The organism is Streptococcus sp. 4155 (genome assembly GCF_013276695.1).
Lineage (GTDB): Bacteria > Bacillota > Bacilli > Lactobacillales > Streptococcaceae > Streptococcus > Streptococcus pseudopneumoniae.
In genome coordinates, this window is sequence record NZ_VMLM01000067.1 from 1 (window position 1) to 25,119 (window position 25,119).

General features: G+C 39.5%; 41 protein-coding genes. 7 read left to right on the forward strand and 34 right to left on the reverse strand.

Annotated elements, in window-relative coordinates; translation table 11 throughout:
• Positions 1-117: 117 nt before the first annotated feature.
• From HT715_RS08330 to HT715_RS08380, 11 genes are all read right to left on the reverse strand, one after another.
• Positions 118-321, reverse strand: a complete 204-nt coding sequence (locus tag HT715_RS08330) for a hypothetical protein (RefSeq protein WP_119941745.1) — start codon at positions 319-321, stop codon at positions 118-120.
• A complete protein-coding gene (locus HT715_RS08335) occupies positions 308-475 on the reverse strand; it encodes a hypothetical protein (protein WP_138707144.1) in 168 nt (55 codons plus the stop codon). The genes HT715_RS08330 and HT715_RS08335 overlap by 14 nt, the downstream gene beginning before the upstream one ends.
• Positions 476-490: 15 nt before the next feature.
• On the reverse strand, positions 491-916 hold the full coding sequence (locus HT715_RS08340; RefSeq protein WP_138707143.1) for a hypothetical protein: 426 nt from the start codon (positions 914-916) through the stop codon (positions 491-493).
• A 257-nt stretch (positions 917-1,173) separates the two neighbouring features.
• Entirely contained in the window at positions 1,174-1,677 is a 504-nt protein-coding gene (gene ssb, locus HT715_RS08345) for a single-stranded DNA-binding protein (protein WP_138707142.1), read from the reverse strand.
• Entirely contained in the window at positions 1,667-1,843 is a 177-nt protein-coding gene (locus HT715_RS08350; RefSeq protein WP_001203351.1) for a hypothetical protein, read from the reverse strand. Before HT715_RS08350 ends, ssb begins: the two co-directional genes overlap by 11 nt.
• A 21-nt stretch (positions 1,844-1,864) precedes the next feature.
• Positions 1,865-2,854, reverse strand: coding sequence for a DUF1351 domain-containing protein (locus tag HT715_RS08355; protein WP_000237814.1), 990 nt, complete (start codon positions 2,852-2,854; stop codon positions 1,865-1,867).
• Positions 2,855-2,857: 3 nt separating this feature from the next.
• The gene (locus HT715_RS08360) at positions 2,858-3,550 is read right to left on the reverse strand and encodes an ERF family protein (protein ID WP_138706935.1); all 693 of its coding nucleotides are present in this window, start codon (positions 3,548-3,550) and stop codon (positions 2,858-2,860) included.
• On the reverse strand, positions 3,538-3,726 hold the full coding sequence (locus HT715_RS08365; RefSeq protein WP_138706934.1) for a hypothetical protein: 189 nt from the start codon (positions 3,724-3,726) through the stop codon (positions 3,538-3,540). The genes HT715_RS08360 and HT715_RS08365 overlap by 13 nt, the downstream gene beginning before the upstream one ends.
• A 266-nt stretch (positions 3,727-3,992) precedes the next feature.
• A complete protein-coding gene (locus HT715_RS08370) occupies positions 3,993-4,340 on the reverse strand; it encodes a hypothetical protein (protein WP_000462836.1) in 348 nt (115 codons plus the stop codon).
• Positions 4,340-4,597, reverse strand: coding sequence for a hypothetical protein (locus tag HT715_RS08375; RefSeq protein WP_000608473.1), 258 nt, complete (start codon positions 4,595-4,597; stop codon positions 4,340-4,342). The genes HT715_RS08370 and HT715_RS08375 overlap by 1 nt, the downstream gene beginning before the upstream one ends.
• An 87-nt stretch (positions 4,598-4,684) precedes the next feature.
• Positions 4,685-4,951, reverse strand: a complete 267-nt coding sequence (locus HT715_RS08380) for a hypothetical protein (protein WP_138699567.1) — start codon at positions 4,949-4,951, stop codon at positions 4,685-4,687.
• Between the two features lie 196 nt (positions 4,952-5,147).
• On the opposite strand from HT715_RS08380, the gene HT715_RS08385 reads away from it, so the two are divergent.
• Complete coding sequence (locus HT715_RS08385) at positions 5,148-5,309, forward strand: hypothetical protein (RefSeq protein ID WP_237701456.1); 162 nt, start codon at positions 5,148-5,150, stop codon at positions 5,307-5,309.
• On the opposite strand, the gene HT715_RS08390 is transcribed toward HT715_RS08385, so the two are convergent.
• Both HT715_RS08390 and HT715_RS08395 read right to left on the reverse strand, forming a co-directional pair.
• A complete protein-coding gene (locus tag HT715_RS08390; RefSeq protein ID WP_000656630.1) occupies positions 5,302-5,472 on the reverse strand; it encodes a hypothetical protein in 171 nt (56 codons plus the stop codon). The genes HT715_RS08385 and HT715_RS08390 overlap by 8 nt on opposite strands.
• Complete coding sequence (locus tag HT715_RS08395; RefSeq protein WP_000389579.1) at positions 5,469-5,612, reverse strand: hypothetical protein; 144 nt, start codon at positions 5,610-5,612, stop codon at positions 5,469-5,471. The genes HT715_RS08390 and HT715_RS08395 overlap by 4 nt, the downstream gene beginning before the upstream one ends.
• 116 nt (positions 5,613-5,728) lie before the next feature.
• On the opposite strand from HT715_RS08395, the gene HT715_RS08400 reads away from it, so the two are divergent.
• Complete coding sequence (locus HT715_RS08400; RefSeq protein WP_000024181.1) at positions 5,729-5,896, forward strand: YjzC family protein; 168 nt, start codon at positions 5,729-5,731, stop codon at positions 5,894-5,896.
• 291 nt (positions 5,897-6,187) lie between these two features.
• Here the strand turns inward: HT715_RS08400 and HT715_RS08405 are convergent, their stop codons facing one another.
• Genes HT715_RS08405 through HT715_RS08425 form a run of 5 tightly spaced genes read right to left on the reverse strand, consistent with a single transcriptional unit; the run spans position 6,188 to position 8,501 of the window.
• Positions 6,188-6,355, reverse strand: coding sequence for a hypothetical protein (locus HT715_RS08405; RefSeq protein WP_000152772.1), 168 nt, complete (start codon positions 6,353-6,355; stop codon positions 6,188-6,190).
• Complete coding sequence (locus tag HT715_RS08410) at positions 6,345-7,199, reverse strand: ATP-binding protein (RefSeq protein WP_001203053.1); 855 nt, start codon at positions 7,197-7,199, stop codon at positions 6,345-6,347. Before HT715_RS08410 ends, HT715_RS08405 begins: the two co-directional genes overlap by 11 nt.
• A 9-nt stretch (positions 7,200-7,208) precedes the next feature.
• Entirely contained in the window at positions 7,209-8,051 is an 843-nt protein-coding gene (locus tag HT715_RS08415) for a replication initiator protein A (protein ID WP_172922908.1), read from the reverse strand.
• A gap of 39 nt (positions 8,052-8,090) precedes the next feature.
• The gene (locus HT715_RS08420) at positions 8,091-8,303 is read right to left on the reverse strand and encodes a helix-turn-helix transcriptional regulator (protein WP_001169630.1); all 213 of its coding nucleotides are present in this window, start codon (positions 8,301-8,303) and stop codon (positions 8,091-8,093) included.
• 12 nt (positions 8,304-8,315) lie between these two features.
• Positions 8,316-8,501, reverse strand: coding sequence for a helix-turn-helix transcriptional regulator (locus HT715_RS08425; RefSeq protein ID WP_000263488.1), 186 nt, complete (start codon positions 8,499-8,501; stop codon positions 8,316-8,318).
• Positions 8,502-8,648: 147 nt separating this feature from the next.
• Here HT715_RS08425 and HT715_RS08430 point away from each other — a divergent pair, with 147 nt between their 5' ends.
• Positions 8,649-8,867, forward strand: coding sequence for a hypothetical protein (locus HT715_RS08430; protein WP_000088810.1), 219 nt, complete (start codon positions 8,649-8,651; stop codon positions 8,865-8,867).
• 169 nt (positions 8,868-9,036) lie between these two features.
• The gene (locus HT715_RS08435; RefSeq protein ID WP_000006951.1) at positions 9,037-9,747 is read left to right on the forward strand and encodes a DUF4145 domain-containing protein; all 711 of its coding nucleotides are present in this window, start codon (positions 9,037-9,039) and stop codon (positions 9,745-9,747) included.
• On the opposite strand, the gene HT715_RS12300 is transcribed toward HT715_RS08435, so the two are convergent.
• The 3 genes from HT715_RS12300 to HT715_RS08445 all read right to left on the reverse strand — a co-directional run bounded on the left by HT715_RS12300 (position 9,744) and on the right by HT715_RS08445 (position 10,536).
• On the reverse strand, positions 9,744-9,875 hold the full coding sequence (locus HT715_RS12300) for a hypothetical protein (protein ID WP_000446473.1): 132 nt from the start codon (positions 9,873-9,875) through the stop codon (positions 9,744-9,746). The genes HT715_RS08435 and HT715_RS12300 overlap by 4 nt on opposite strands.
• Before the next feature lie 169 nt (positions 9,876-10,044).
• Positions 10,045-10,188 (reverse strand): hypothetical protein, encoded by a 144-nt coding sequence (locus HT715_RS08440; RefSeq protein ID WP_000969964.1) that lies wholly within the window; start codon positions 10,186-10,188, stop codon positions 10,045-10,047.
• A gap of 72 nt (positions 10,189-10,260) precedes the next feature.
• Positions 10,261-10,536 (reverse strand): hypothetical protein, encoded by a 276-nt coding sequence (locus HT715_RS08445; RefSeq protein WP_023937601.1) that lies wholly within the window; start codon positions 10,534-10,536, stop codon positions 10,261-10,263.
• 168 nt (positions 10,537-10,704) lie between these two features.
• Here HT715_RS08445 and HT715_RS08450 point away from each other — a divergent pair, with 168 nt between their 5' ends.
• The 3 genes from HT715_RS08450 to HT715_RS08460 all read left to right on the forward strand — a co-directional run bounded on the left by HT715_RS08450 (position 10,705) and on the right by HT715_RS08460 (position 13,973).
• Entirely contained in the window at positions 10,705-11,460 is a 756-nt protein-coding gene (locus tag HT715_RS08450; protein WP_138707140.1) for a S24 family peptidase, read from the forward strand.
• Positions 11,461-12,225, forward strand: coding sequence for a type II toxin-antitoxin system PemK/MazF family toxin (locus HT715_RS08455; RefSeq protein ID WP_000155204.1), 765 nt, complete (start codon positions 11,461-11,463; stop codon positions 12,223-12,225).
• Between the two features lie 620 nt (positions 12,226-12,845).
• On the forward strand, positions 12,846-13,973 hold the full coding sequence (locus HT715_RS08460) for a site-specific integrase (RefSeq protein WP_000266843.1): 1,128 nt from the start codon (positions 12,846-12,848) through the stop codon (positions 13,971-13,973).
• A gap of 87 nt (positions 13,974-14,060) precedes the next feature.
• On the opposite strand, the gene whiA is transcribed toward HT715_RS08460, so the two are convergent.
• From whiA to metA, 13 genes are all read right to left on the reverse strand, one after another.
• On the reverse strand, positions 14,061-14,972 hold the full coding sequence (whiA, locus tag HT715_RS08465) for a DNA-binding protein WhiA (protein ID WP_000011298.1): 912 nt from the start codon (positions 14,970-14,972) through the stop codon (positions 14,061-14,063).
• Complete coding sequence (locus HT715_RS08470) at positions 14,969-15,946, reverse strand: YvcK family protein (RefSeq protein WP_001231073.1); 978 nt, start codon at positions 15,944-15,946, stop codon at positions 14,969-14,971. The genes whiA and HT715_RS08470 overlap by 4 nt, the downstream gene beginning before the upstream one ends.
• A complete protein-coding gene (rapZ, locus tag HT715_RS08475; protein WP_000163055.1) occupies positions 15,943-16,833 on the reverse strand; it encodes an RNase adapter RapZ in 891 nt (296 codons plus the stop codon). The genes HT715_RS08470 and rapZ overlap by 4 nt, the downstream gene beginning before the upstream one ends.
• A gap of 51 nt (positions 16,834-16,884) precedes the next feature.
• Positions 16,885-17,265 carry a RidA family protein gene (locus tag HT715_RS08480; protein WP_001140420.1) on the reverse strand — a complete coding sequence of 127 codons (381 nt, stop codon included), beginning with the start codon at positions 17,263-17,265 and terminating at the stop codon, positions 16,885-16,887.
• Positions 17,266-17,275: 10 nt separating this feature from the next.
• Positions 17,276-17,863 (reverse strand): ribosome biogenesis GTP-binding protein YihA/YsxC, encoded by a 588-nt coding sequence (yihA, locus tag HT715_RS08485; protein ID WP_000422605.1) that lies wholly within the window; start codon positions 17,861-17,863, stop codon positions 17,276-17,278.
• An 8-nt stretch (positions 17,864-17,871) separates the two neighbouring features.
• Positions 17,872-19,104, reverse strand: coding sequence for an ATP-dependent Clp protease ATP-binding subunit ClpX (gene clpX, locus HT715_RS08490; RefSeq protein ID WP_000106340.1), 1,233 nt, complete (start codon positions 19,102-19,104; stop codon positions 17,872-17,874).
• A 31-nt stretch (positions 19,105-19,135) separates the two neighbouring features.
• A complete protein-coding gene (locus tag HT715_RS08495) occupies positions 19,136-19,306 on the reverse strand; it encodes a hypothetical protein (RefSeq protein ID WP_000442276.1) in 171 nt (56 codons plus the stop codon).
• The gene (locus HT715_RS08500) at positions 19,306-19,812 is read right to left on the reverse strand and encodes a dihydrofolate reductase (RefSeq protein WP_000162463.1); all 507 of its coding nucleotides are present in this window, start codon (positions 19,810-19,812) and stop codon (positions 19,306-19,308) included. Before HT715_RS08500 ends, HT715_RS08495 begins: the two co-directional genes overlap by 1 nt.
• Before the next feature lie 129 nt (positions 19,813-19,941).
• Positions 19,942-20,460 carry a Dps family protein gene (locus tag HT715_RS08505; RefSeq protein WP_171043136.1) on the reverse strand — a complete coding sequence of 173 codons (519 nt, stop codon included), beginning with the start codon at positions 20,458-20,460 and terminating at the stop codon, positions 19,942-19,944.
• Positions 20,461-20,958: 498 nt separating this feature from the next.
• Positions 20,959-22,449 carry a choline binding-anchored murein hydrolase LytC gene (lytC, locus tag HT715_RS08510; protein WP_172922909.1) on the reverse strand — a complete coding sequence of 497 codons (1,491 nt, stop codon included), beginning with the start codon at positions 22,447-22,449 and terminating at the stop codon, positions 20,959-20,961.
• A gap of 37 nt (positions 22,450-22,486) precedes the next feature.
• Complete coding sequence (gene tpiA / locus HT715_RS08515) at positions 22,487-23,245, reverse strand: triose-phosphate isomerase (protein WP_000087893.1); 759 nt, start codon at positions 23,243-23,245, stop codon at positions 22,487-22,489.
• 97 nt (positions 23,246-23,342) lie between these two features.
• Entirely contained in the window at positions 23,343-24,020 is a 678-nt protein-coding gene (locus tag HT715_RS08520) for a DnaD domain-containing protein (RefSeq protein ID WP_138706753.1), read from the reverse strand.
• Positions 24,021-24,028: 8 nt separating this feature from the next.
• The gene (metA, locus tag HT715_RS08525; RefSeq protein ID WP_023937474.1) at positions 24,029-24,973 is read right to left on the reverse strand and encodes a homoserine O-succinyltransferase; all 945 of its coding nucleotides are present in this window, start codon (positions 24,971-24,973) and stop codon (positions 24,029-24,031) included.
• Positions 24,974-25,119: the final 146 nt, after the last annotated feature.

The window sequence follows — 25,119 nt, forward strand, 5'->3', positions numbered from 1 at the left end:
AACTGCGGAACTTTGACTGGTTGCGGTTTATCTAGTTGTTCCAAGTCTTGCAGAAAAATTTGACGAGCTAGTTCTGCTCCTTCAGTATTCCATACACCCTCAAGTTTTTTATACTTCTCAATTAATCGCTGTACTTTCATCTTCCAACTCCTCCACTTTCCGTCTCAATTCTTTATTCTTTTTCCTCAACGAATAGCGCTCCAGCGCTCTAATCCGTCTCTTGCGTGCATCGCACGGTTTCGAATACTCGATTATCTTCTCTTCATTTTGCTCAATTGTACGTTTCAGTCCTTCGATTACTACCTGTTTATCGTACTTCATCGTCTAAAAATCTTTCAATAGCTTCTCTATAGGAGACTTCCGCCATACCGTCTAAGTCGTTCAGGGCTTCAATATAGTCTGGACGCCCTTGCCCATACTGCTTTTTCAAAAACTCAACAAAGAGATGAATTTCCTGATAGGTTACTCCAATCATATTTCTATCCTCCTATCAAATCCCATCAACTATCCTCTGCAATATCTCGTGATATTCGTAAATCTCCAGCTCAATCCTATAATTCTTATTTCCGGACTTGCCACCGTGCATGAACTCAGTCGATACTATCACGTTGTAATTATCATCTATCCAAATCTTAGCGTCCGTCAAACCATCAAACAAAGCCTTGCTTGTGGGCGACCAGTTCGGTGGGTCATACTTCCGATTTGTCGGAGGATATATCCGAACCTTAACCTTGCAAGGTTTGTCCTCGCTGTAAGGTAAGCCAAAGTAATCTCTCAGTACATTCTTGCCCTCGTATTCGGCTAACTGCCGTAAGAACTTAGTTGTTTTAGCCTTTTGATGAAAGTGCGGTCTATCATTTGAGTTAATCATCTGCTTCCTGTTCAACTCAAATTTCAAAATCAATCGTTCTTTCATGTCTTTGCGAACACCTCATTCAATTCCATAATCTCCTCATTGTTGTTATACGGATCATACGCTAATCTCCCAAAGCCTGCTTTATTCGTGCTTGTTGGTGTGTTACCTGTCCATTTCAAATGCAGGAATTTACTGTACGCTCTACAACGAATTGATGAAGGTTTAATCTTAACCATTCTGTGGTAACATTCCCCACAAAATGGACACTGCACATCTACTTTTACTAATTCAGTCATATTTTTCCAATCTATCAAACATTAAAATGGCAAATCATCATCACTGATATCCAATGGATTATTGTCTCGGGTGAAATCAGGAACTGGATTTGTTGTGTTCCCCTCAAAAAAACTACCTTGTTGCCCGTAACTATTTCCATTTTGGAAAGAACTGCCCTGGTTGCTGTGACCCTGTTGTTGATAACCTTGATTATTTTGCTGACTATTACGACTTTCTAGCAATTGGAAATTACTAGCAACAACCTCTGTGACATAAATACGCTGACCTTGCTGGTTATCATAGCTGTGTGTTTGAATTACTCCTGTGATACCAATCAATGAGCCTTTTTTAGCCCAATTAGCAAGATTTTCAGCTGACTGTCTCCAGATAACGCAATTGATAAAATCAGCATCACGATCTCCAGCCTCGTTCTTAAATGGACGATTTACAGCAAGAGTAAACGTAGCAACCGCAATATTGGATTGCGTATATTTTAGATCGGCATCTCTTGTAAGCCGCCCTACTAAAACAACGTTATTTATCATTTTGCACCTCCTCTACTTCTGATACCTTGATTTCATTTGAACCAAACTTTAATAAGCTGGTATATCGTTTCACAAACTCAATAGCGGCCATAAATGAATTTTCTGCATTGATTTCTGACCCCAAATCAAGATCTGCAATTTTACCGCTGACATAAAAACATCTCATAGGTCTGACTCCTTATTCTACTTAATCCTCCAAAGATTCAAAACCGATAAAGTTATCCTCAAAATATTCTTGTGTATTTTCCCACTGTTCTAAACCACCATGCAATGTCAAACGCAAGTCAATTGTTAAAGGCTCGCTAGGTTCAAATTTTGCCACCTCTCGCGCATTATTTTGAGGTTCTGGTGTAATTATACCCTGCTCCAAAATCTCGCCTGTTTCAGCATCGTAAGCCTTGATATGCGCATTTGCATTTTCTTTGGCCAATTGTTCAATCTCTGCAAGTCGTTCAGCTTCTGCTTTTTCTTGAGCCTCTTTCTGCTCTTTGCGTGCAATCTCAGCATCACGATCAGTTTTCATCATCTTGAAAACACCAACAAGGCTCTTACCATCTTCAAGATGTCTGATATAGCTATCAGCTGGCAAATCGTACTCTTGAGCTTGCTCTTGGATAGCTTGCTTGTTGGCCTTATATTCTTCCAGGGCATCAAATTCTGAAAGCACTAAGGCATCCATTTCATCAAGTGTTGTCTTTTTCAGTTCGTACTTACCTGTTTTAAAATATTTCTTGAGGCTGTACTCATCGTATTTGTCAGCGAATGTGGATTTTTCAATCCCTGCAACCATACACTTATCCTCAAATATGGCACGCACGACATCCACGCGCATCAATCGTTCATGTTCATCAATCACATTAAGTCCTGCTGTGATGTTTGAGATAACATTATCCAATGGCTCAACTGTTTTCTTATACCACTTCTCAAATTCCTTGTATGGATTATTGATGTTATTTTTGATTTCCTTACGCCGAGTTTCCAACGCCTCTTTTAATTTATTAAGGCGTGTACGCTCATCATAATCAATCTTATAAGTGGATGCCGTCACCTCATAATCCGTGTACTGTGCAACGATTGCTGCAAGTTGTTTCTCAACGCTATCATAATCAACATTGATTACTGCTGGTTGGAAATCTACCTTAATTTCTGTCAAGCTATTAGTTACATCTTTTACCATGTCTTATACTCCTTGTTTTTCGTATGCTTTTTGAATTTGTTTAGTGAGATAGTCTATCACTATGTTATAGCCATCAACTGGCACTTTGTGGAAATCGTCTATTTGATACTTTCTCAATACAAAATTTGCAACTGTATCAAATGGCGCTCCCTTAATCGTCGCAATTTCTTCAACGTTCTTGATGATTTCTTGATACTGAATGTTGTCAATGTACCTTACTTGATTTTGTTCTTGAGCTTGCTGGTTGTTTGGTTTCTGTTGCTGATTATTCTGCCCTTGTTCTTGGCTTTCTTCTACTGGATACTCATCAATATCTTTTTCACCAATCGCAAACAACCCCTGTAAGGCATATTTTCGAGCGTATGAGCTGACTGCGCCTGTCCATTGCGGATCTTGCATTTGTTTAATCTGTCCTTTTTGGGTATTAAATACTGGAACTGGACTCATTTCAGCGTACGCTGTTGATTGGTACCTCTCGTCTCTCTCGTCATTAAAAGCTACGGCTGTTGCTTTTACAAAGATTTTTCCAACAAGCTCAACGAGTTCATCAGTTACGATTACAGACCAATCGCTTTTTAGCTCTTTGAAAGTTGTATAGATGTCCTCGGCATTTCTAAATGCGTACTTTACATCTTTTGATTTCTTTTTTTCTAATTGCATTTTTTGTTGCAACTCTGGGAAAGTTAAACTTGCCATTTCTTTCTACCTTTCGTCTTCTTCAAATTCCAATTTTCACGTTTTAAGTGTCTATTTTCGTTTTGCAATTTCAAAATAATATTTTGTTGCTCGTTGATGATTTCCCCGAGCTCTCGGCCAAGATGAATATATTCAGCTCGCCAATTATCGATTTCTTCGTGTAGCTCCTGAATCATACTTCATCCCCCACGTATCGATACTGCCCACAGCCAACATAGATGTACTGGCTTGGGTCAAGTTCCTCACGTTCTTCAGGCGGTTGCATTATATCTCTGTCGTAATCAAACATGAGCATACACCTTTCCAAGTTCCAGCACTCGTTTCACATATCTAGCCTTTGATGTTAGCCCAAGATCCAGCAATTCGTTTTTTTTCTTCATGATTGGCCAAAAGCCATACACGGTTTTCAAGTTCAATTCTAGTCATTAGCGTCTCCTTTGCTCTACCCCAAATACTTTTCATAGCGTGATCTTCGTGGTTCTGGCAAGGCTAGAGGCTCAGGGCGCAATCCTTGAGGCGGTTCGTTGTCGTAGGTGAAGCCTTTGAACTCTCTGCGGATATTCTTGCGGATTTCTTGTCGCTGTGCCTCTCTACCACGTTCGTATGCTTGGTTGTAACCTTGGATAATCATAGACGCAAATTCTTGCTCTTCTCGTCTTTCTTCTTCCTTCTGGCGGATTTTCTCCTCTTCCTGCTTATCCATCTGATGAGCTAGAAGCCCTGCACCGATAAATCCTAAAATCACTGCACCAGTTCCTAAAAGCTGGCTAACTAATGGTGGTTCAAACATTATTCTTCCTCTTCATCATCTTCTTCTGCCATATTCTGCTTAATCGCCTCACTTGGGCTCATGCCATCCAATACATCCTTGATGACATGTGAGATGTCGTGGGTTACTTTCAACGGCTTTTCTAACTCATTAGGTAGCCCCAAAAGTTTTGTAGTTAGCAATCCAAGCGTAGATAATTTATGTAGCTTTTTTTGTAACTGTTCAATGCGTTCAATTTTTTCCTGTTGCGCTTTGATAATTTGGTCTTTGTTAATCATTGTTTTTCTCCTGTGGATAACTCAGTTATCCCTTTCTTTTATTTAGATTAGTAGTAGTTTGTTGTAAAGTTAGTAGTTATTATTCTGCTATCGTGTCATCTTAACGGTTTTAGTCATTTCTTTCTTCCATGATTGACTGCCTCGATATTGCAGATAAGCATCAAAACCTTTGATTGTGACAAGCTGACCATCGTTTCTAAGGTATTTTTGTTGACTAGGTAATTTTTTCATCTCTCGCCTCATATCTCCCGCTTGTCGTTTTGAACATCCAAAGATGTGCTCTAGTTCTTCATCGTTTGCAGAAATCTTCTCGATGATCACGTCTTTAATTCTCACGATTTGAACTGTTTCCATTTTTGCTCCTTTCGTGGTATAATTTTCTTGAATAATTTTGTCATGCGCCTGATTGCCGTCAGGTGCTTTTTTGCTATCTCCTTTTCTGCTATAATGAAACCAGAAAGGAGGTAATATTATGACTGAAATTCACGCATGTCTTTGCGGAAATTGGGTGAACCTATCAGCCGACGACGATTGTGTAATGGGACCAAATATGGCTAGTCCTTACATTTGGTGGGAAGAAAATGCAGAACTCTACTCACCAATTTCTAAACCTGAAGCAAACTCGATGTACCATCAGGATTATATCTACATTCACTATCGTGGCGCTGACTATCGTATCCATCCAATGTTCATTCAAATCGTTTCTAGATAACTTTTTCTAGTCTGCTAGAAATGATTTCTAAATCTAAGTCGTCCAGTTTCAACTGGTCGGCTTTTTGATTTAAACGAGCTTCGATAGCTTGGTTAATTTCAAACCATTCTATTTTTGTAAATCGGCTCCTGAATTTTAGAAATTCCTTTACTGCTTCTTTCATACTGTCCTACTTTCCATCGCCCTGAGTTCTATCTCATGGCTGACTTGTCTAAATAGCTTCTCACACGCTATTTTAGCTTCTCTGTACGTTGTGTTCTCGCTGATGAAGTAATCAGCAAGTTCGATAATTTTATCTTCCATTCAACCTCCTATATCAGCCTCAAGACTGATGTAATATCCTCCTAAATTGCTATAATACTCTTGACTAGGACCTCTCACCGTTTTAGTCAAAATTCCAATAGAAAGGAGGAGATAGTATGGCAAATACTCCAATAAAACCTGGAACAGATAATCAGAAACCTGGTCGCTATGTAGAGGTAGGACCTCGTGGCGGAAAAGTTACTAATGGTCATACCGCAACTATCGGAAAAGGTGATCGGCTCCCTCCGACATCTGCTAAAGGCAACGGTTGGAAAAAAGTCTAATCTTCGTTTGCGTACAATCGTTCAATGGTTGTACGCTTTTTCCATACACAAAAGCACATTCCCAAAAAATCAATTTGAATCCATGCTTCGGCGTAATCTTTCCCATTGCTGGCATAGTGAGTTATATAATGGTGAATCATTTTATTCCTTCCTCCTATTGAGTTACTTGAGAAGTATCATGAATGGCTTCATAGCTAAGACGCTTGAATTTTTCTAAGTCTATCTGAAAATTGATAGGCTTTTTTCTTTTCCCACTATACGGATATCGTCTTGGTCTCATTTCCTCACCTCCTAACTCGTATAAATCCCGCCATTTCTGGCAAAGGCTCGTAGTTCGTTCATCTTTCTTGTAAATTGGTAGTCGCTTGTAATCAACAACCGCTCTTTCAGCAAGCTAGACAATCCGTAATGTTTTTCTTCAAACTGTTCAATAATCTGCTGACGCTCTTTAATAGTCACTTGCTGACAAGGTGCGTCTAGACTCTGTGTCATTGCTAAATTTGAACGCATTGGTCTTCATGTTTCCTTTCGTTATTCTATCTACGAGGCTTTTCTCGTAAAGTTTCTCCAAGTGATTGCCCCCGTAGTTGGTTGTAATAATCGTGTTCGTCCTGTTTTCAAGTATCTGATACAGGACTTTTTGCATCCAGTTGTTCCCCTGCTTGATTTCATCGCCTACACTTGACTCTTTGCCAAGATCGTCCAAAATCAAGTAGTCCACTTTCTGCAAGAACTGGATAGTCCGTCTTTCTTCCCACTTGGAATCCTTGTATCTAAAAGCGTCTTTCATCCGTGAGAATAGTTCCATGGAGGGAATATAGACCACCGAGCGCTTCAACTGGAACTTCTGGAAACTCTCGTTCAGTGTCTTAGCAATTCCAATTGCTAGATGGCTCTTCCCAACTCCAGGCGGACCGCTGATAATCGTATTCCCTTCATATCGCTCTTTCACATAGTCAACCGTCACACGTTTAGCGAAATTGACCGCCTCAGCATCTTGGTCTGTGTGAATCTCAAAGCTGCCGATAGTCGCATTCTTCAAATCAGGCGGAATAATACTCTCCTTAGCAAACAAAGAGTAAGACCTTGTATTTCTAATTTGAGCCTCAGCTTGCGCCAGTTGCTCTCCTGCTTGACTGTGGATTTTCTCCTGTCCGCATTCAGGGCAATAAGTCAGCACATTCTGCGTGCAAGGGTTGACTGAGCGCCACATATAGACTCCCTCATGCTTGGGGCATTGGGTATTCAAGGTTTCAATCTGTAAAAATCTACCCTGCAATTCATCTCTTGATACTGCTCGCATAGCACCCTCCTAGAATCCCAGTCGTGGGTTGTAACCGTCGTCTGACAATCTTAACTCACTGCTTGGCTTCCCACTTGACCGCTTCGGTCTCTGTCTATTCTCTACCAACTCAGCAGTCACTAGACCTTTCTGTTTCCAGTCTCTCAAAATACTCTCAAGATACTTAAAGTAAGGTTTACCATTGCCCACACATTCCTTGATTGCTAACTTGATAACCTCTTTACTATGGTCTTGCAAGAAGTATTTCAAATCCTCAATCTCAAACGGTGTTGGGTATCTGCCAAACTCTGAAAAAATCCAATCGTGAACAATCCCCAAGTCATTTTCGGGTGCGTCCTCTATACTATATAGATTATTAGCACCAGCACCATCTGGTTCAGTAATTCTGTTTATGTAACTCTGATTAATGTAACTCTGATTAGAATCAAAGTTTTTTACTTCCGTAGGTAAAGAATTTTTACTTATGTGGTCAAAGTTTTTTACTTCCGTAGGTAAAGAATTTTTACTTATGTAACTAGATAACCTATTTACATAAATCTTGTCGCTTTTGTTAAATTGCTTTTTTAATTCAATCAAGTCAAAATCAACTAATTCCTTTTTTCTCTTGATGATTGTAGGTTTTGATAACTGAACAAAATAATCTTTTTGTAGCTCTTCAATCGATAAATGAATATATACTCCTTTTTCATCAATCCAGTTATTCTTCAAAGACAATTTAAGCCTATCTTTCATAATTGAATACAAAACTTTTGCTTCCATACTTAATTCTGAAAACGCTTTGTCTTTAATCAAAACAACTGGTATTTTTATGAAGTCAAGGAAATCTTCGATGTCGTCTTTTTGTATCACCATTCAACTAAATCACCTCCTATTTATAAAAATCCCCAGAAACTATACACTTGAAGTGTAGTTTTTCTCGAAAAAAATTTCATCCAGTGGAATATCAACTATACGACAGAAATCTATAGCTGTAGTTATTCTCATAGGTGTATCATATCTTTCATAATCCATGTATGTATTTCTAGAGATTCCTAATTTTTTAGCGATTTCCTCTTGAGTCATTCCTGTTTTTATTCTCGCCATTTTTAAGCTAATTTTTTGCACGCACTCACCCCCTTATCTTAATTCGTCTAAGCTGACTTCCAGTGCATCAGCGATTTTGCACATATTCGTCCACGACATCTCTTTCATCCTACCAGCCTTCAGATTTGAAAAATTAGATGGATGGACACCCGATTCCTTAGCTAAACGATACATCGACCAGCCTTTTATTTTTAATTGTTTTTCAATTTTATCCCACATCAAAAAACACCATATGTTGTGCTTTTCAAGCACACTAAATCCTTTCTTATACAATATGTTGACAACCAAATACGTTTGGGTTATAATATATCTTGACTAAGACCTCTCACGTTTTAGTCAAAATTCCAATAGAAAGGAGAAAATTATATGTCTCGTTTACAACCTAGACCTCAAAAGAATTATCCTAACTACAACTGGGATGATTTAGATCGTTTTATTCAGGATATTCTAAGTGATCCATCGTTCAAAGTTTGTTGCGTAGACCCTGCACTTTATGCTATCCCTAAAGACGAAATTATTGCAGAATGCATAAGTGCTGGTTATACAGTTGAAGAACGTGAAGATGGCATTTTAAACATTTCATGATTAGCTAAACTAATGACTTGCGATTCAAGTCTAAAAAGTCTCGCTACTAAGTCTATCGATTGTCCGATAGGCTTTTTTCTTTTCCCACTATACGGATATCGTCTTGGTCTCATTTTCTCACCCCCTTTCAAATGTGGTATAATCAAAATAAAACGATTGGAGAAAAAATATGTCATTTGATCTTTCTAAATTAAGCCTAGGCAGTCGCTTCGCAGGCAATTCAAAAGCATTTCAATGCCCTGTATGTTCAGGTTTCTCTTCCCATTTATGGACTTATAATCCTATTGATATCAATAGAGATTACAAAGAATCTATCAAATTTATTATAATTGCACAATGTCAGGCTTGTAATCAATTTTCTATTTGGATAACAAATGAAATCCAAATAACGTATGGCTCCAGGATAGTATTAAACACAAGCGATGCAACGTCGACATTAATTTTCCCAAATGTTGCCGAAGGAGTACCTAAACCTAATAATGATATGCCTGATGATGTGAAAGAAATCTATATTGAAGCTGGAGAAGTTCTAAATATATCGCCTAGAGCTTCTGCAGCTCTATCCCGTCTAGCTATTGAAAAGCTTGTTGCTCATTTAAACGCACAAGGTAAAGATTTAAATACCCAAATTGGAAGTCTTGTCTCTAAAGGAATGCCAATAGAAATCCAACAAATGCTAGACAGTGTTAGAGTAATAGGGAATAATGCTGTACATCCAGGTCAAATAGACATAAAAGATAACAAAGAGTTAGCTTTATCATTGTTAAGTTTTATCAACTTGATTGTAGATAATCGAATCACACAACCTAAAAAAATTCTAGACATATATAACCTATTACCTGATTCCTACCGAAATTCTATCGAAAGAAGAGATAATTAATCTTTCTCAAAGATTAATACATTTTCTTTGTCCCAATACTGAGTTACAACTCTAACCGGGTCATCTTCTGTCCCTTTCCCTCGTTTAAATGTAATTTTTATCAATTCAACAATTTCAACACTTTCCATTCCCTACTCCTTATCTTTTTTATCATATCGGTATTCCACTATCTTACGAATAGTAAAAGATACAATCACAAATCCTGCTAGGATTATCAATCCAACATTTTCATCCATTGCTTTTCACGGCAAATGATGGTACACTATCTAGTAGAGGTTGGGGCTTCTGCCCCTTTCTCTACTTTTTCTTAAGCTCTTTGTCTTTGAGCTTGTAAGCTAAGTACTGCTTATGCCAAAGACGAGCTTCGTTTACTAAGCCTAGTACCAAGATGACGGTTGTGGTGTCCTTGGTTGCTAGGCTTTTTATGATGTGTTCCATCATTCGCCTTACCTCCTGTTTTATTTTGCTCTTGGAGCAACAACCTGCCAAGGATTCGAACCTTGGTGATACCAATCAGGCTACATTTAGCTTATCAAACATTCCTGCAAATGCTGCATCAAAACGAATGTCATCGATTTCCTCTTGAGTGAAACCAGCATCAAGAAGGTAATGCTCTTGACGTTCAATCTCTTCTGCTAACTCTGTCCATCCAAAAGCGAATTGACGGCAGTTAGTACAGAATGTTTCAAGTTGGCTGTAGAGGAAGTTTTCCTCGTAAGTACCTTGGATTAAAGTTTCCTTAGCTACTGCTTTAAAGATGTTGATTGCTTTCTCGTTTAATGTGTTCATGGTGTTTTCCTCCGGTTTGTTTTGTTATTTCCTTAAGCTTGATTATATTATACTACACTTCAAGTGTAGTTGCAAGTGTTTTTTGCCTTTTTGTTAAAAAAATTTTACTTTTTTACACTTTAAGTGTACAATAGGGGTATAAAACAAAGGAAAGAAAGGAGTTAGCGAATGGATTCATTGGCTCAAAATATAAAGTACTATCGTAAACTATCTGGACTTACTCAAAAGGAATTGGCTAAGAAACTGTCAGTGGCTCCTACTGCTATATCGGCGTGGGAAGTTGGTAGAAACCAGCCTCTAATGAATAATATAGAGCAGATGTCTGCTATTTTTGGTATCAAAAAATCCCTGCTACTCGGTGAAGATTTTTCAAGTCATGTTGATAAAGCCACTTCCCCAATCCAAACCATCTACGACGAACTAGAACCACCTAGACAGGGCAAAGTCCTGAATTATGCAAAGAGGCAACTGGACGAGCAGAAAAACGAAGAAGAAACGAAGAAAAACGAAGTATCGGAAGTTATCAGCTTCTACCAAGTTGAGGTAGTATCTGAAACGGCAGCAGCTTCTGGATTTAACTATGGATTTGGGTACGACGATACAGACAGAGAGATTATAGAGGTCGACGAGCAACCACCACATCACGATATTGCGACTAAGGTCAGCGGAGACTCCATGCAGCCTGACTACCAAGACGGAGATATTCTCTATTTAGTAGACAAAGGACTGACCACCTACAACGGAGACCTAGCAGTTATCGCATACGGAGACCGTTCTTACTTCAAAAAGATCTATACCGAAAACGGACGCTTACGCCTCGTATCACTCAATGACAAGTACGAAGACATCACCCTAGACTTCCCACCAGCCGAAGACACACACATCAAGATCTATGCAGTTATCGGGGTGTATAGAGGGGAATAAATGACAATACAAAATAAACAGATTTTAAAGGCTTCAAAAAACTTTGAGAAAGTTCATTCAACATTTAAAAATAATAATAAATTCCGATTTTTGCCTAATTGGCTAGAAAAAGAATCTAATCTATTCTTGTCAGAAACACAAAACACTAGCAAGAGTTACAATGTTCTGAAACGTGGTTCTTTAATCTTTGTAGATTTTGGAATCAATATTGGCTCTGAATTATCAAATAGACACTGGGCTGTTGTCCTAAATAAAAATGATTCTCCAAAATCAAGGAATCTGACGGTACTTCCAATTAGTTCAAAAGAAAAAAAGTTTTCTGTTATGATTGACGAAGTTATACAGCAAAAATCCAAAAGATTCTTATTACCTATTCTTGACAAAATTGGTTTTGATTATTTTTCGATCATTCACTATGCACTTACAGAAATTACTCCTTTTGATTTAGGGAGTGCAGAAGAAATATATCAGGAATTTTTGATTCAATACGGAGATGCTTACAATTCAGAATCAGCTAAAGAAATCTATGACAACGGTGCAGGGATGGAAAAAGTGGAAAACACTAATAGAAAATTAAAAGATCTTGTTAACCATTATCAACGATTTAATAAAATTTCCTACGCAAAATGTGATCAGATAAAAACGATTAGTAAAGACAGAATTATTTACATAAACGAACTGGATCCTTGCGGAAAAATCAAGGTTAGTGACGAAACTTTAGATAGAATTGACGAAAAATTAAAAGAATTGTACTTAAAAAATTGACATTTATAAAAGTTTACTCTATAATTAGGTTACTTAGAGGTTTACCCTCATATTTTTAAACTTTGAGCCTTTGCGCTCCAGGGAAGTAGCTTAATTGTTACTTCCCTTTTTGAGTTATAAATACTTGAAATAAACAAAAACACCCCCATATTCGCCAATAGCAACCTCATCCCATAGGTCTATTGTGCAAAATTGATATTTTTTGAAAATTATATTACAATACAGCTATCAGGAGTTTAGCTCCATAAAGTTTAGGTTTGGATTTTAGATCCATAACGTGATGGTAGCCGTATTTGATACGACTACTTTTCTTTTCATATTCTAGTAAACATAAGTCGTTAAAATAAGTTGACGTTTGACAGAAATTAAAAAAAGAAATACACTAAGAATGTAAAAAAGCCTTGTTCGTCAAGGATAAAATCGTCTGGTGTACTTCTAAGAGGTACACCTTATTTTATTATCTGACGAGCTGCCAACTGTTTCCATTTTGGAAACAACTCAAAAAAATCCCCACACTCGCAAAGTTTGGCGACTCTGAGTGTGAGGATATCCAGTATAGTAAAAGGCATTAAAAGCCCTCTTTACTATACCCATTTTATCAAAAAAGTGAGGTAAATACAATGTGGATGGAAGAACTTCCCAACGGAAAATACAAATTTTTTGAGCGATATAAAGATCCATATACTGAGAAATTAAAAAAAGTTTCAGTCACGATGGAGAAGAAAACTCCCCAGGCAAGAAATCAAGCTGCTATCTTGTTGCAAGAGAAGATAAATAAAAAACTCAGCACAAAACAAGTAGAAAGCATTACATTTGAAGAAATCTATAACCTTTTCTATAAATCATGGGCGCAAACAGTAAAGGAATCAACAAAACATAATTGTAAATCAGTTGATAAGAAGATGAAGGAAATCATACCATCCGATACCATACTTGCTAATCTTGACAGGCGTTTTCTTCAAGAGGCTATTGAAAAAATTATTGAAAGCAACGGATATATTACAGCTAAAAAAGTACGGCATAGGCTCAGAGGTATCTTTAATTACGCTGTTCAATACTCTTACATTGAAAACAACGAGGTCGATTATACTACGATTCCTCAAAAACCAAAGACTTTAGAAGAACTGGAAAAAAAGCGTAACAACTTTCTCACCATGCAAGAAATAAAAGCGCTTATCGATGTCCTTAATCGTCGAGAATATCACCAAAAGTACGCTGATATGGTTCTTGTGCTGGCATTAACTGGTATGAGATATGGTGAGTTAACTGCCTTACAACTGAAGAATATAGACTTCGAAAACAACAAAATTGAGATCACAGGTAATTTTGATTCAGTAAACAAAATCAAAACGCTACCAAAGACTACAAATTCAATACGGACAATCAAAGTATCAGAAAGTGTCATAGAAGCTATTCAAAGACAAATAGTACGACTTAGCGAACGTTTCCAGCCATTGTCAAGCGATGATTATATTTTCTGTTTTGAAAAATGGAATCAACCTACAACAATAGCTTGCTTCATACAGATATTAAAAAAATATGGAAAACAGGCCAAAATAGAAAAAAACTTATCTAGCCATATTTTTAGGCATTCTCATATTTCGTTTTTAGCAGAGTCTGGCCTCCCAATAAAATCAATAATGGATCGAGTTGGGCACTCAAATGCAAAAATGACTTTGGAAATCTATTCTCATACTACTGAAGATATGGAGGATAAACTGGTCAATAAATTAGATACTATTTTTTAATTCTGCCCCTTGGTTGCCCCTTTTTTATTTCACAACACAACAAAACCCCTTGAAGACATTGATAATTCAAGGGGTTGCTTTATATCGTTATAATTCATCGGCTATCTTATTGATTTTTCTGAGTCTGTGATTGACACCACTTTTTGTAAGGGGATTGCTGAGGCTATCTGCTAACTGCTGGATAGAGTAGTCTGGGTGCTGAATCCGCAACTGCGCTACTTCCTGCAAATCCACTGGCAGATTTTCTAAGCCCATAATATCTTTTATTTTACTGATATTGTTAATGGTCTTCATGCTGGCAGAAACTGTCCGAGCGATATTAGCTGTCTCGGCATTATTAGCCCGATTGAGGTCGTTACGGGTTTCTCGCAAAATCTTAACCCGCTCAAAATCATCCCGTGCCTGCATGGCTCCGATTACTATCAAGAAGTCCATAATGTCTTCTGCTCGCTGGAGATAGGTCACAGCCCCCTTCTTGCGCTCAAGCACCTTGGCATCCAGTAAAAACTGTTGGAGAAGGGAGGCAATTCCTTGCGCGTGGTCCAGATAAACAGAACTGATTTCCAACTGGTACTTACCTGATTCAGGGTCACGAATACTTCCATTTGCCAAGAAAGCACCACAAAGATAAGCACGACCTGCTTCCTCATCCGATAAAATCGCCTCATCAATACCTGTTTCCAGGTCAAAGAAAGAGTCTGCCAAGTGCAAATCACTTAACAAATCCTGCACCTTTTCATCTGTAAAAACGGTATAGACCCGATTCTTGCGAAGATTGCTCCGTTGGTGGTGACGAATTTCCGATTTGATTTCATAGAAATGGAGAAAGGACTCATAGAGGTGACGGGCCAGTTTGGCATTTTCTGTCACAACTGACAAAGTCAAGCCCGAAGTCGAGAGACCGATGCTACCAGACATTTTGATAATGGCAGATAATTCATACCGGCTCAGATGGTGTTGACCTAGGATTTCTTCTTTTACTGCTACTGTGAAACTCATTTTCTCACCTGTATAATCCGCATCAACTCATCCACAATCAAATCTCCATCGTGGAAGGCACCGCCATTTTCCAGACGAAGGAAGTTGGATGAAATCACGCGCGGAACTTGCTTACAAAGACCAGCAAAATCATGTTCCACCTGGACCAAGTATTCATCAAAGCGATTGGAATTCATGTATTCTTGAGGCACTTTTTCGATATTCACCAAGACCGTATCGATAAAAGGTCGGCTAAGGTGACGATGCAAGACTTCCACGTGATCACTATCTGTAAAGTGTTCTGTCTCCCCACGTTGGGTCATAATATTGCAGACATAGGCGATTTCTGCCTTGGTTTCCAAAAGCGCCTGCCCGATTTCCTTAATCACGATATTGGGCAAAATAGAGGTAAAGAGAGAACCAGGTCCGAGGACAATCATGTCACTTTCAAGAATGGTCTGGACTACTCGACGGCTGGCCAGAGGTGTATCATCGTTGAAGGTATTGGTTACATAGACATGGTCAATCATGCCTGGATGGTCCGCTATATGACTCTCTCCAGCCACTTCTGTCCCATCCTGAAAGACTGCATGCAGGGTCAAAGGATGGTCACTGGAAGGATAAATCTTCCCTGTTGTATGGAAAAATTTGCTCAATAACTGCATGGCATTATAGGTCGAACCCTGCATCTCTGACAGACCTGCAATAATGAGATTACCCAATGGATGGCCAGCAAAGGCTCCGGCATCCTCAGAAAAACGATACTGAAAGACCTTCTCATAAAACTTAGGCATATCCGACATGGCCACAAGGACATTACGAAGATCACCTGGCGGTGTCAACTGCTGCATATTTTTTCGGAGTTCACCTGATGAACCACCATCATCTGCCACCGTTACGATAGCAGCGATTTCTACATCTTTTTCCCGCAGACTTTTAAGAATGACAGGGATCCCAGTACCTCCACCAATCACCGTTATCTTTGGTTTTCTCATGAACGGTTTACCGTTTCCTTTCTTCGGTCTTTGTCGCGATGCCCTTCATTAACAGGCCAATTCTTGGATAAGTCCTGCGCCAAGCGTTTAGCAAAGGCCACACTACGGTGTTGTCCCCCTGTACAACCCATGGCAATGGTCAAAACAGACTTCCCTTCCTTTTGATAACTTGGCAAAATCGGCTCAATCAAGGCCAACAAATGTTGATAGAAGTCTTCTGACTCAGGATGATTCATGACATAGTCATAGACAGGTTCATCCACACCTGTTTGGTTTCTCAGTTCTGGAAGGTAGTAGGGATTTGGCAAGAAACGAACATCAAAGACCAAGTCCGCATCAATCGGGATTCCATATTTAAAGCCAAAAGACATGACTTCGATACGGAAAGACTGAGCTTGCTCTTGATCTGAAAATTGCTCTGCAAGGGTTTTACGCAGCTCACGAGGAGTGAGTTCAGTCGTATCCACCACATTTTGACTCATATTTTTCAAAGGTGCCAAGAGCTCACGTTCCAGCTTGATTCCATCCAAAATCCGTCCATCTGCTGCTAGTGGGTGACTCCGTCTGGTTTCCTTGTAACGAGCGACCAATTCCTTATCAGCTGCGTCCAAAAAGAGAATTTTAAAGTCCAGTTCTTCCTTATTTTCCAGCTCATCCAAAACAGCTTGAATCTCTGAGAAGAAAGAACGGCTACGCATATCCACTACCAAGGCCAACTTATGGTCGTCTTCCTTTGTTTCCACCAACTGCAAAAACTTAGGCAAGAGGGCTGGCGGCATATTATCAATAGTAAAATAACCCAAATCTTCGAAGGACTGAATAGCAACTGTTTTTCCTGCACCACTCATTCCTGTCACAATCACCAAGTGAAGTTGTTTCTTTGTCATCTTTTTCTCCTTATATCAAAAGAAGTTTGGCAGAACCAAACTTCAACTAGCTTATCCAATCTCTGCGATGACTTCGATTTCGACTTTTACATCACGAGGAAGACGAGCTACCTCCACAGCTGAACGAGCCGGAAATTCCTCTTTAAAGGCCGTTTGGTAAACCTCGTTAAAAGGAACAAAGTCGTTCATATCGCTCAAGAAGCAAGTTGTTTTGACAACATGGTCAAAGTCTGTTCCTGCCTCTGCCAAAATAGCACCGATGTTTTTCAAGACTTGTTCTGTCTGTTCTTGGATCGTTTCTCCAACGATTTCCCCAGTTTCAGGAGAGAGAGGAACTTGACCACTAGCAAACAAAAGATTGCCAACGATTTTTCCTTGAACATATGGTCCGATAGCCTTTGGAGCTTTGTCTGTATGAATTGTTTTTGCCATTTTCTTTTCCTCACAATTTTTCTAAGATTGCATCCCAAGCCTCATCCATCCCTGCCTTGCTGACAGATGAAAAGAGGATGAAGTCGTCACTTGGATCAAAGTTTAATTTCTTTTTAATTGCTGATTCATGCTTGTTCCATTTACCACGTGGAATCTTGTCTGCCTTGGTCGCAACGATAATAACCGGAATCTCATAATACTTGAGAAATTCGTACATCTGTACATCATCTGCTGACGGGTCATGACGAAGGTCAACTAAACTGACTACCGCACGGAGATTTTCCCGAGTTGTCAGATACTCCTCAATCATGCGCCCCCACTTTTCACGTTCCTTTTTAGAAACACGGGCATAGCCATAACCAGGCACATCCACAAAGCGCATCTTGTCGTCGATATTAAAGAAATTGAGCAACTGAGTTTTCCCAGGTTTCCCTGACGTACGAGCCAGATTCTTACGGTTCAGCATGGTGTTGATAAAACTAGACTTGCCAACATTTGAACGCCCTGCTAGGGCAATCTCTGGCAGTTCATCCTGCGGATAGTGGGACTTATTCGCCGCACTGAGCAAGATTTCAGCATTGTGTGTATTAAGTTCCATAGTCACCTCTAAGCTGTTTCTAGGATTGGTTTATCCGTTCCATCGACAGCTTCTTTTGTGATGCGAACCAATTTCACATTTTCCTGACTCGGTACTTCAAACATGACATCTAGCATGGTTTCTTCGATGATGGAGCGAAGACCACGCGCACCAGTTTTGCGTTCGATAGCCTTATTGGCGATTTCTTGAAGGGCTTCGTCATCAAATTCCAACTCAACGTCGTCATAAGATAACAAGGTTTGGTACTGTTTGACCAAGGCATTTCTTGGCTCTTTCAAGATACGAACCAAGTCATCAATCGTTAATTGCTCAAGGGCTGCAAAGACAGGCAAGCGTCCAATCAACTCTGGAATAATACCGAATTTTTGAATATCTTCTGCGATGATTTCTTGCATGTAAGAGCTGTTTTCATCAATTGCTTTATTATTTTGACCAAAGCCGATAACCTTTTCACCCAGACGTTGTTTGACAATTTCTTCAATACCATCAAAGGCACCACCCACGATGAAGAGGATATTTTTAGTATCCACTTGAATCATTTCTTGTTGCGGATGTTTGCGTCCACCTTGAGGCGGCACGCTAGCAACAGTTCCCTCGATAATCTTGAGAAGGGCTTGTTGCACCCCTTCACCAGAAACATCCCGTGTGATCGATACGTTCTCGCTCTTCTTGGCAATCTTGTCAATTTCATCCACGTAGATAATCCCACGCTCTGCACGCTCGATATTAAAGTCAGCAGCCTGCAAGAGTTTAAGGAGAATATTTTCCACGTCCTCACCCACATAACCAGCCTCAGTCAGAGCTGTCGCATCCGCAATCGCAAAAGGCACATTCAAGCTCTTAGCCAAGGTCTGGGCAAGGAAAGTTTTCCCTGAACCAGTTGGGCCAATCATCAAAATGTTTGACTTCTGCAAATCCACATCTTCTGACTCCTCACGCGTATCGTGGAAATTGATACGTTTGTAGTGGTTGTAAACCGCCACTGCCAAGGCACGCTTGGCACGATCTTGACCGATTACATAGTGGTTCAAGATATGGAGGAGTTCAATTGGTTTTGGCACCTCAGACAAGTCTGCCAAGACTTCCTCAACCAATTCTTCTCGAATAATTTCTTGAGCTAGCTCCACGCATTCATTACAAATAAAAGCATTGTTGCCAGCGATTATTTTTTGTACTTCTTCTTGGTTTTTGCCACAAAATGAGCAATAAACCATCATATCATTTTTTCTATTTGTAGACATGATTTCCTTCCATTCTATACTGTCATTCTATCTAAAATAAGGTCATGTAAAAAGCATGAATACTATTGACCAGATTGGTAAAGGCATTTAACCAAAGGAGGATAGAAAGCCCGTAACGCTTTTTACGAAAAGCCTGTGCTCCTGCCAGAAGGCAGATGAAACACAGAAAAGCCGTGAATAAACCAAATAAACTCCGTTCCATTAGACTTCCTTTCTCTTGCGGTATTGGATGGTAAAATCATAAGGATTTTTCTCATCTTTGGCGTAAAATTTGCTTGAAACTGTCTCAAAAAGAGACAAGTCAAACTCTTCAGGAAAATAGGTATCTCCCTCCACCTGAGCATGAATTTGAGTGACAATCACTTCATCCAAATAGGACTCAAAAGCCTGAAAAATCTGCTTCCCACCGATAATGTAGAGATTCTTTTCTTGAGTCTGATACCAGTCCAGAACAGACTGGACATCGTGAAAAGTAGCCACCCCATCTATCTTTTCTTCCGGATTACGCGTCAAAATCAAGGTCTCCCGTTGTGGAAGCAAGCGACGCCCCATCCCATCAAAGGTCACCCGTCCCATCAAGATAGCATGATTCAGAGTTGTTTCTTTGAAGTGTTGCAGTTCTGCTGGCAAATGCCAAGGCAGACGATTGTCCTTACCAATCACACCCTCTTCATCCTGGGCCCAAATAGCTACGATTTTCTTAGTCATGCTTCCATCCTTTTTACTGATAGTACTATTCTATCAAAAAACTCAAAAAAAGACTGGTTTGGAATAGCTTACAAAATAGAAAAAATCTGTAAGAAATTTCCTACAGATTTATCTATGTTGCCTTGTTTCTTATAAACCAGGTGCTTGTCCAAGTTCTGCCGCAAGCATCCAAACTGTTTTCTCAAGTTCAGCCTTAGCACCAACAAAAATATCGTTTGTAACATCATCGCCTTCTTCGTCAGTCACATCCAACGCTTTTTGGAAAAGAGTGATGAGGTAGCGATAAATAGCTAGAACACGTTCCAAGCTTTCTTCAACATTACGGTATTCACCAGCTTCTTCTTCGATTTCGCTGTGTTGAAGGAATTCTGTCAAAGTAGAGTATGGTTTACCACCGAGTGTAATCAATCGTTCGCTGATTTCATCTAAATGACCATCAAGATCATCCATGTACTCATCCATTTTTGGATGCCATACCATAAAACCGCGTCCACGCATGTACCAGTGCACTTGATGAAGAGCAATATGCGCTACATACAAATCTGCTACTGCTTGATTCAAAACTTCCTTTGTTTTTGCCAATGCTACTGGCGCTGCTTTTGTTAATGTTGCGACATCTTTTGCTGCTTCTTTTTTCAATTCTACCATTGTTTTTACCTCATTCATTATTTTTATGTAACCACTTCTTAATGATTACTACCTTAGTATACTACTAAGGAAAGACAATAGCAAGCCAAATGACCCACATGAGAAAAGTTGCAATAGACTGATAATTTAAGAATTCTTTAGAAGACGAAAAAGAGGTCTGGATGCTTATAGTCAATGGAAATCCATCAGCAAACTAGGAAACTAAACCCAGCTTAACCAAAGTACAAGTTTTGAGGTCGCAGGTAGAACTGACCACGCTGACGTGGTTTGAAGAAATTCCCCAAGACTATAATAGATTGAAATAAGAGGGAGCCAAGTCGATTAGGAAAGACAAATGAATTTCTAAAAATGTTTTAGCAACCGCAATGTCCTGGTCTATATTCAATCTACCATATAAGATTTATTTCCTAGCGAGATCTTGAATTTACTCGAGGATGAACTGCCATAAAACAAAGAAAAAGAGGGTGCTACTATCACATCCCTCTTTCAAATCATCGCTTAATACCAAACGCTGACATCTACGCGCCCTTGGATTCCTTTCATGTATTCAGAAGAGGTATATTGCCAACCTTTTTCTCCTGAATAATGAGGGTTTTCCCATTCTAAAGCATTGGTATAGGCTGCTACCCAGTTTACATGTTTTAAAATATCTGGGTGTTTTAAACGCGTCTGTAATAAACTACGATAGCTATAGACATACACATTTTGATAACCCGCCTGCTTCATCGTCTCCATGTACTTGTTGATGATTTTAACCCAAGTGCCTGTATCACTTGGAGCTCTCTTGCTCTTATTTACATATTCCCAATTCTCAACATCATAATAGATAGGGTAAGACAGGTTCATATTGTATTTCTTTATAAGTTCAATGGTCTGTTTAGCGTCACTCTCAGCATCGGTCTCATTTTCAGCATAGGTATAGAGATAGACACCATAAGGAATTCCCAGACGGTTTAACTCCTTAATGTTATGCGCCAATTCCTTGTCTTCTTTACCGCTATAACCTAGACGAACAATGACACCATCCACTTCGTTCTCATCAATAACCTTTTTCCAATCATTGATACGACAATTGTGCTCACTAATATCAATGACTTTCTTAGCATGTTCGGTTCCCACTTGTTCTTCTCTATTATTAAAGAAATAGCGTTTACCATCTCTGTGAACCCAGCCGACATTCAAATCTTTCTTTTCTTTGAGCTCACCAGAGGCCGCAAAGATATAGCGAGCACCATCCATAATCACTTCGTCAGTCGCCATGGCACCACTTCCAGTCAAATAGTAGTTGCCTTGCCACTCATTCCGAGCCATATAGCCCCACTTCTTGAAATAGTACCATTTGCCGCCCACTTTTTGCCACTCTTGGTTAGCATAAGTTCCATCAGATTTTAGATAAAAATAAGCAGAATAGGCTGGATCATAGAGCCATTCATTTTGCATCATAGCTCCTTGACCATTCAAGAAATAACTTCCTTGCCATTGGCTTTTAGCCATGTAACCCCACTTCTTGAAGTAGTACCACTTATTTCCAATCAATTGCCATTCTTGATGAGCATAAGCCCCATCTGACTTGAGATAAAACCAACTCTTATAATTACTGTCATAGATCCACTCGTTTTGGGCCATATATCCACCTGATTTCAGGTAGTAATTTCCATGCCATTCATTCTGCGAGTAACGACCATCTGAATTAATATAAAACCAAGCCTTATAGTAGTTGTCAAAAATCCATTCACTTTGAGCTTTAGAACCATCATCCTTTACATAATAATCCCCATCCCAGTGGGCAGAGACACTGTTTCTCTGTTCATTGCTACTAGTTGATGAAGTTCCTGTTGATAGACTAGATTTTTCTGAAACTGTGCTTCCACTTGTTTCATCTGCCGCAATTCCTGAAACTCTTACGCCAAGTAAGCAAAGGCTTGCTAGCCCTATACATACAAATTTTGTTTTCAATCTTTCCTCTCCTATAAAAAATGGAACAGACATCTGAATGCTGTTCCACCTAGCTTTTGCTACTTACTGATTATTTTACAAAGTCAAGCAAAGCCAAGAAGCTTTCAGCTTCAAGTGACGCACCACCTACAAGGGCACCGTCAACGTCTGGACAAGCCATGTATGAAGCAACGTTCTCAGGTTTAACAGAACCACCGTATTGAACACGAACTTTGTCTGCAACTTCTTGACCAAAGTCAGCAGCTACAACGTCACGAACAACTTTACACATTTTTTGTGCGTCGTCTTGTGAAGCTGATTTACCAGTACCGATAGCCCAGATTGGTTCGTAAGCGATAACTGATGCAGCAACTTGTTCAGCAGTCAATCCAGCCAATGCAGCAGATACTTGAGCACCTACAAATTCAGCAGCTTTACCAGCTTCGTAAGTTTCAAGTGACTCACCACAACAGATGATTGGAAGCATACCGTTTGCAAAGATTGCTTTTGCTTTTTTGTTGATATCTTCGTCAGTTTCATGGAAGTAGTCACGGCGTTCTGAGTGACCGATAACAACGTAGTCAGTACCGATTTCTTTCAAAACTTGTGGGCTTGTTTCACCAGTGAAGGCACCTGCATTTTCAAAGTAGCAGTTTTGAGCAGCAACTTTAAGGTTTGAACCTTTTGCCGCAGCAAGAACTGTTGTCAAATCAAGAGCTGGAGCAGCGATACCTGCTTCAACAAGATCTGATGAAGGAAGTTTTGACGCAACTGCTTCAACGAATGCTTTAGCTTCTTCTGGATTTTTGTTCATTTTCCAGTTACCAGCGATAAATGGTTTACGTGACATTTCACATACCTCTTTTTTCAATTTATTTTCTATTTATTTTATCACAATTAGACACAGCTTGCAAATCTTACTCGGATTTCAAGCCTGCTGACATGGATTAATCCTTCCAGAGATCCATAGCATTTCTGAAATCTGCCGATACCTGTGTCAACTGAGGATTGCTTGCTTCTCTTTCTGCCCGCTTAGCCTCGATTTGAGCCACACTTTTGATACCTTCATGTCGCCAGTTTCTCAAAATCGCCTGGATGTACTTCCAGTTTGGTTTTCCATTCAAAACAGCTTCACGAAGAGCTTCCTTAATCAAGTCAGCACTGGTTCCATCTTCCTTTAGTGTCTTCATCAAATCCTCAATCTCAAAAGGCGTCAACAAGCGTCCCAACTCCTGCTGGAAGGTTTCCACCAAATCCTTAAGCTGATTTTGAGGTATCAACTGGTCTGAACTCGAAGCAATAGCTCCAAGCAAGTCATCCAAACGTTCCAAAGCCAAACTAGCATCAAAGAGCAATTCAATTTCGCCATTCAATTCGATCGTTCGATACTGAAGCAGTCCCCTCTCCGTCAGATTGGAAATAGCCTGATTGACTTCCGAAATTTCCTTGCCAATCCTTTCAGCAATCTGGCTGGGCGACATTTCTTCTAAGCCTGTCGTATTTTGCAAATAGAAAAATTGCCAGACTAGAAAATCATCGCTGGAAGGAAAGAGTTCCTTAAAATGCAAGAGAAGGGCACTCGGTAAAACCAAGTTCCCTGATTTAAAAGCGTCTAAATATGTCATAATTCCTCTTATAAATACCCAAATGTAGATGCATCATCTTCTATTTTTCTCCAGTCAAAAGGCGTCTCCTGATAGACCGCATAATTCACCCAGTTACTGAAAAAGAGGGCTGCTGATGAAGACCAACAAAGACAAGGTGTCTGGTTGACATCATCATCCTTAAAGTAATTTTCTGGAATATGAGGATCCAAACCTGCATCACGATCTCGGAAATATTCATTTGCCAAGGTATCACGGTCATATTCCAAATGCCCAAAACTATAAATTTCACGCAAATCACGACTAGCCAAAATCGAAACCCCAACCTGAGAACCCTCTGATAAAATCTCGAGATTGGTTTTGTTTAAGACCTCTTCCTTAGAAATCTCCGTGTGCCGAGAATGAGGGGAAACATAGCTATCGTCAAAGCCTCTTAAAAGAAGGTGCCCTTCTTTTAAAGTGTCCTGAGGATAAATACCCGATAACTTACTGTCCATCTGGTATTTTTCCACTCCATAACGCAGATAAAGACCAGCCTGAGCCCCCCAACAGATATAAAGGGTCGAATAGACATGGGTCTTGGACCACTCAAGCACCTGGCTAAATTCCTCCCAATAGTCCACTTCCTCAAATGGTAAATGCTCAACTGGAGCACCCGTGATAATCATCCCATCAAAATACTCATCCTTGACTTCAGGAAAGGTTTTATAAAAGGTCTCCATGTACTCTGAACGAGTTGTTTTAGAACGATGGCTCTCCATATAGAGAAAATCAATATCCAATTGCAGGGGCGTATTAGCCAAATGGCGCAACAACTGGGTTTCTGTGACCATTTTCTGTGGCATGAGATTTAAAATTAAAATCTTCAAAGGACGGATATCTTGGTGGGCCGCACGTTGATCATCCATGACAAAGATATTCTCTGTCCGTAAAATCTCAACAGCTGGTAATTTTCTATCAATTCGAATCGGCATAACCCTCTCCTAACTGTACTCTTTCAGAAATAATTGCATATGTTTGAAACTCTTCGAGAATCTCTTCAAACCGCGTCAACGTTGCCTTGCCGTACGTATATGTTACTGACTTCGTCAGTTCTATCTGCAACCTCAAAACTGTGTTT

Excerpts from the sequence above, each read along its gene's own strand:
- HT715_RS08335 (WP_138707144.1), bottom strand. The coding sequence starts at position 475 with ATGATTGGAGTAACCTATCAGGAAATTCATCTCTTTGTTGAGTTTTTG.
- HT715_RS08500 (WP_000162463.1), bottom strand. The coding sequence starts at position 19,812 with ATGACTAAGAAAATCGTAGCTATTTGGGCCCAGGATGAAGAGGGTGTG.
- HT715_RS08440 (WP_000969964.1), bottom strand. The coding sequence starts at position 10,188 with ATGATGGAACACATCATAAAAAGCCTAGCAACCAAGGACACCACAACC.
- metA (WP_023937474.1), bottom strand. The coding sequence starts at position 24,973 with ATGCCGATTCGAATTGATAGAAAATTACCAGCTGTTGAGATTTTACGG.
- HT715_RS08450 (WP_138707140.1), top strand. The coding sequence starts at position 10,705 with ATGGATTCATTGGCTCAAAATATAAAGTACTATCGTAAACTATCTGGA.
- HT715_RS08400 (WP_000024181.1), top strand. The coding sequence starts at position 5,729 with ATGGCAAATACTCCAATAAAACCTGGAACAGATAATCAGAAACCTGGT.
- HT715_RS08505 (WP_171043136.1), bottom strand. The coding sequence starts at position 20,460 with ATGGTAGAATTGAAAAAAGAAGCAGCAAAAGATGTCGCAACATTAACA.
- HT715_RS08395 (WP_000389579.1), bottom strand. The coding sequence starts at position 5,612 with ATGGAAGATAAAATTATCGAACTTGCTGATTACTTCATCAGCGAGAAC.
- ssb (WP_138707142.1), bottom strand. The coding sequence starts at position 1,677 with ATGATAAATAACGTTGTTTTAGTAGGGCGGCTTACAAGAGATGCCGAT.
- rapZ (WP_000163055.1), bottom strand. The coding sequence starts at position 16,833 with ATGACAAAGAAACAACTTCACTTGGTGATTGTGACAGGAATGAGTGGT.
- HT715_RS08385 (WP_237701456.1), top strand. The coding sequence starts at position 5,148 with ATGGCTAGTCCTTACATTTGGTGGGAAGAAAATGCAGAACTCTACTCA.
- HT715_RS08455 (WP_000155204.1), top strand. The coding sequence starts at position 11,461 with ATGACAATACAAAATAAACAGATTTTAAAGGCTTCAAAAAACTTTGAG.
- HT715_RS08520 (WP_138706753.1), bottom strand. The coding sequence starts at position 24,020 with ATGACATATTTAGACGCTTTTAAATCAGGGAACTTGGTTTTACCGAGT.
- HT715_RS08445 (WP_023937601.1), bottom strand. The coding sequence starts at position 10,536 with ATGAACACATTAAACGAGAAAGCAATCAACATCTTTAAAGCAGTAGCT.
- HT715_RS08470 (WP_001231073.1), bottom strand. The coding sequence starts at position 15,946 with ATGAGAAAACCAAAGATAACGGTGATTGGTGGAGGTACTGGGATCCCT.
- HT715_RS08480 (WP_001140420.1), bottom strand. The coding sequence starts at position 17,265 with ATGGCAAAAACAATTCATACAGACAAAGCTCCAAAGGCTATCGGACCA.
- lytC (WP_172922909.1), bottom strand. The coding sequence starts at position 22,449 with ATGTCTGTTCCATTTTTTATAGGAGAGGAAAGATTGAAAACAAAATTT.
- HT715_RS08365 (WP_138706934.1), bottom strand. The coding sequence starts at position 3,726 with ATGATTCAGGAGCTACACGAAGAAATCGATAATTGGCGAGCTGAATAT.
- HT715_RS08330 (WP_119941745.1), bottom strand. The coding sequence starts at position 321 with ATGAAGTACGATAAACAGGTAGTAATCGAAGGACTGAAACGTACAATT.
- HT715_RS12300 (WP_000446473.1), bottom strand. The coding sequence starts at position 9,875 with ATGGAAAGTGTTGAAATTGTTGAATTGATAAAAATTACATTTAAACGA.
- HT715_RS08350 (WP_001203351.1), bottom strand. The coding sequence starts at position 1,843 with ATGAGATGTTTTTATGTCAGCGGTAAAATTGCAGATCTTGATTTGGGG.
- HT715_RS08390 (WP_000656630.1), bottom strand. The coding sequence starts at position 5,472 with ATGAAAGAAGCAGTAAAGGAATTTCTAAAATTCAGGAGCCGATTTACA.
- HT715_RS08340 (WP_138707143.1), bottom strand. The coding sequence starts at position 916 with ATGAAAGAACGATTGATTTTGAAATTTGAGTTGAACAGGAAGCAGATG.
- HT715_RS08370 (WP_000462836.1), bottom strand. The coding sequence starts at position 4,340 with ATGTTTGAACCACCATTAGTTAGCCAGCTTTTAGGAACTGGTGCAGTG.
- whiA (WP_000011298.1), bottom strand. The coding sequence starts at position 14,972 with ATGAGTTTCACAGTAGCAGTAAAAGAAGAAATCCTAGGTCAACACCAT.
- HT715_RS08380 (WP_138699567.1), bottom strand. The coding sequence starts at position 4,951 with ATGGAAACAGTTCAAATCGTGAGAATTAAAGACGTGATCATCGAGAAG.
- HT715_RS08410 (WP_001203053.1), bottom strand. The coding sequence starts at position 7,199 with ATGCGAGCAGTATCAAGAGATGAATTGCAGGGTAGATTTTTACAGATT.
- HT715_RS08415 (WP_172922908.1), bottom strand. The coding sequence starts at position 8,051 with ATGGTGATACAAAAAGACGACATCGAAGATTTCCTTGACTTCATAAAA.
- HT715_RS08360 (WP_138706935.1), bottom strand. The coding sequence starts at position 3,550 with ATGGCAAGTTTAACTTTCCCAGAGTTGCAACAAAAAATGCAATTAGAA.
- HT715_RS08460 (WP_000266843.1), top strand. The coding sequence starts at position 12,846 with ATGTGGATGGAAGAACTTCCCAACGGAAAATACAAATTTTTTGAGCGA.
- HT715_RS08425 (WP_000263488.1), bottom strand. The coding sequence starts at position 8,501 with ATGTGGGATAAAATTGAAAAACAATTAAAAATAAAAGGCTGGTCGATG.
- clpX (WP_000106340.1), bottom strand. The coding sequence starts at position 19,104 with ATGTCTACAAATAGAAAAAATGATATGATGGTTTATTGCTCATTTTGT.
- yihA (WP_000422605.1), bottom strand. The coding sequence starts at position 17,863 with ATGGAACTTAATACACACAATGCTGAAATCTTGCTCAGTGCGGCGAAT.
- HT715_RS08495 (WP_000442276.1), bottom strand. The coding sequence starts at position 19,306 with ATGGAACGGAGTTTATTTGGTTTATTCACGGCTTTTCTGTGTTTCATC.
- HT715_RS08435 (WP_000006951.1), top strand. The coding sequence starts at position 9,037 with ATGTCATTTGATCTTTCTAAATTAAGCCTAGGCAGTCGCTTCGCAGGC.
- HT715_RS08355 (WP_000237814.1), bottom strand. The coding sequence starts at position 2,854 with ATGGTAAAAGATGTAACTAATAGCTTGACAGAAATTAAGGTAGATTTC.
- HT715_RS08375 (WP_000608473.1), bottom strand. The coding sequence starts at position 4,597 with ATGATTAACAAAGACCAAATTATCAAAGCGCAACAGGAAAAAATTGAA.
- HT715_RS08430 (WP_000088810.1), top strand. The coding sequence starts at position 8,649 with ATGTCTCGTTTACAACCTAGACCTCAAAAGAATTATCCTAACTACAAC.
- tpiA (WP_000087893.1), bottom strand. The coding sequence starts at position 23,245 with ATGTCACGTAAACCATTTATCGCTGGTAACTGGAAAATGAACAAAAAT.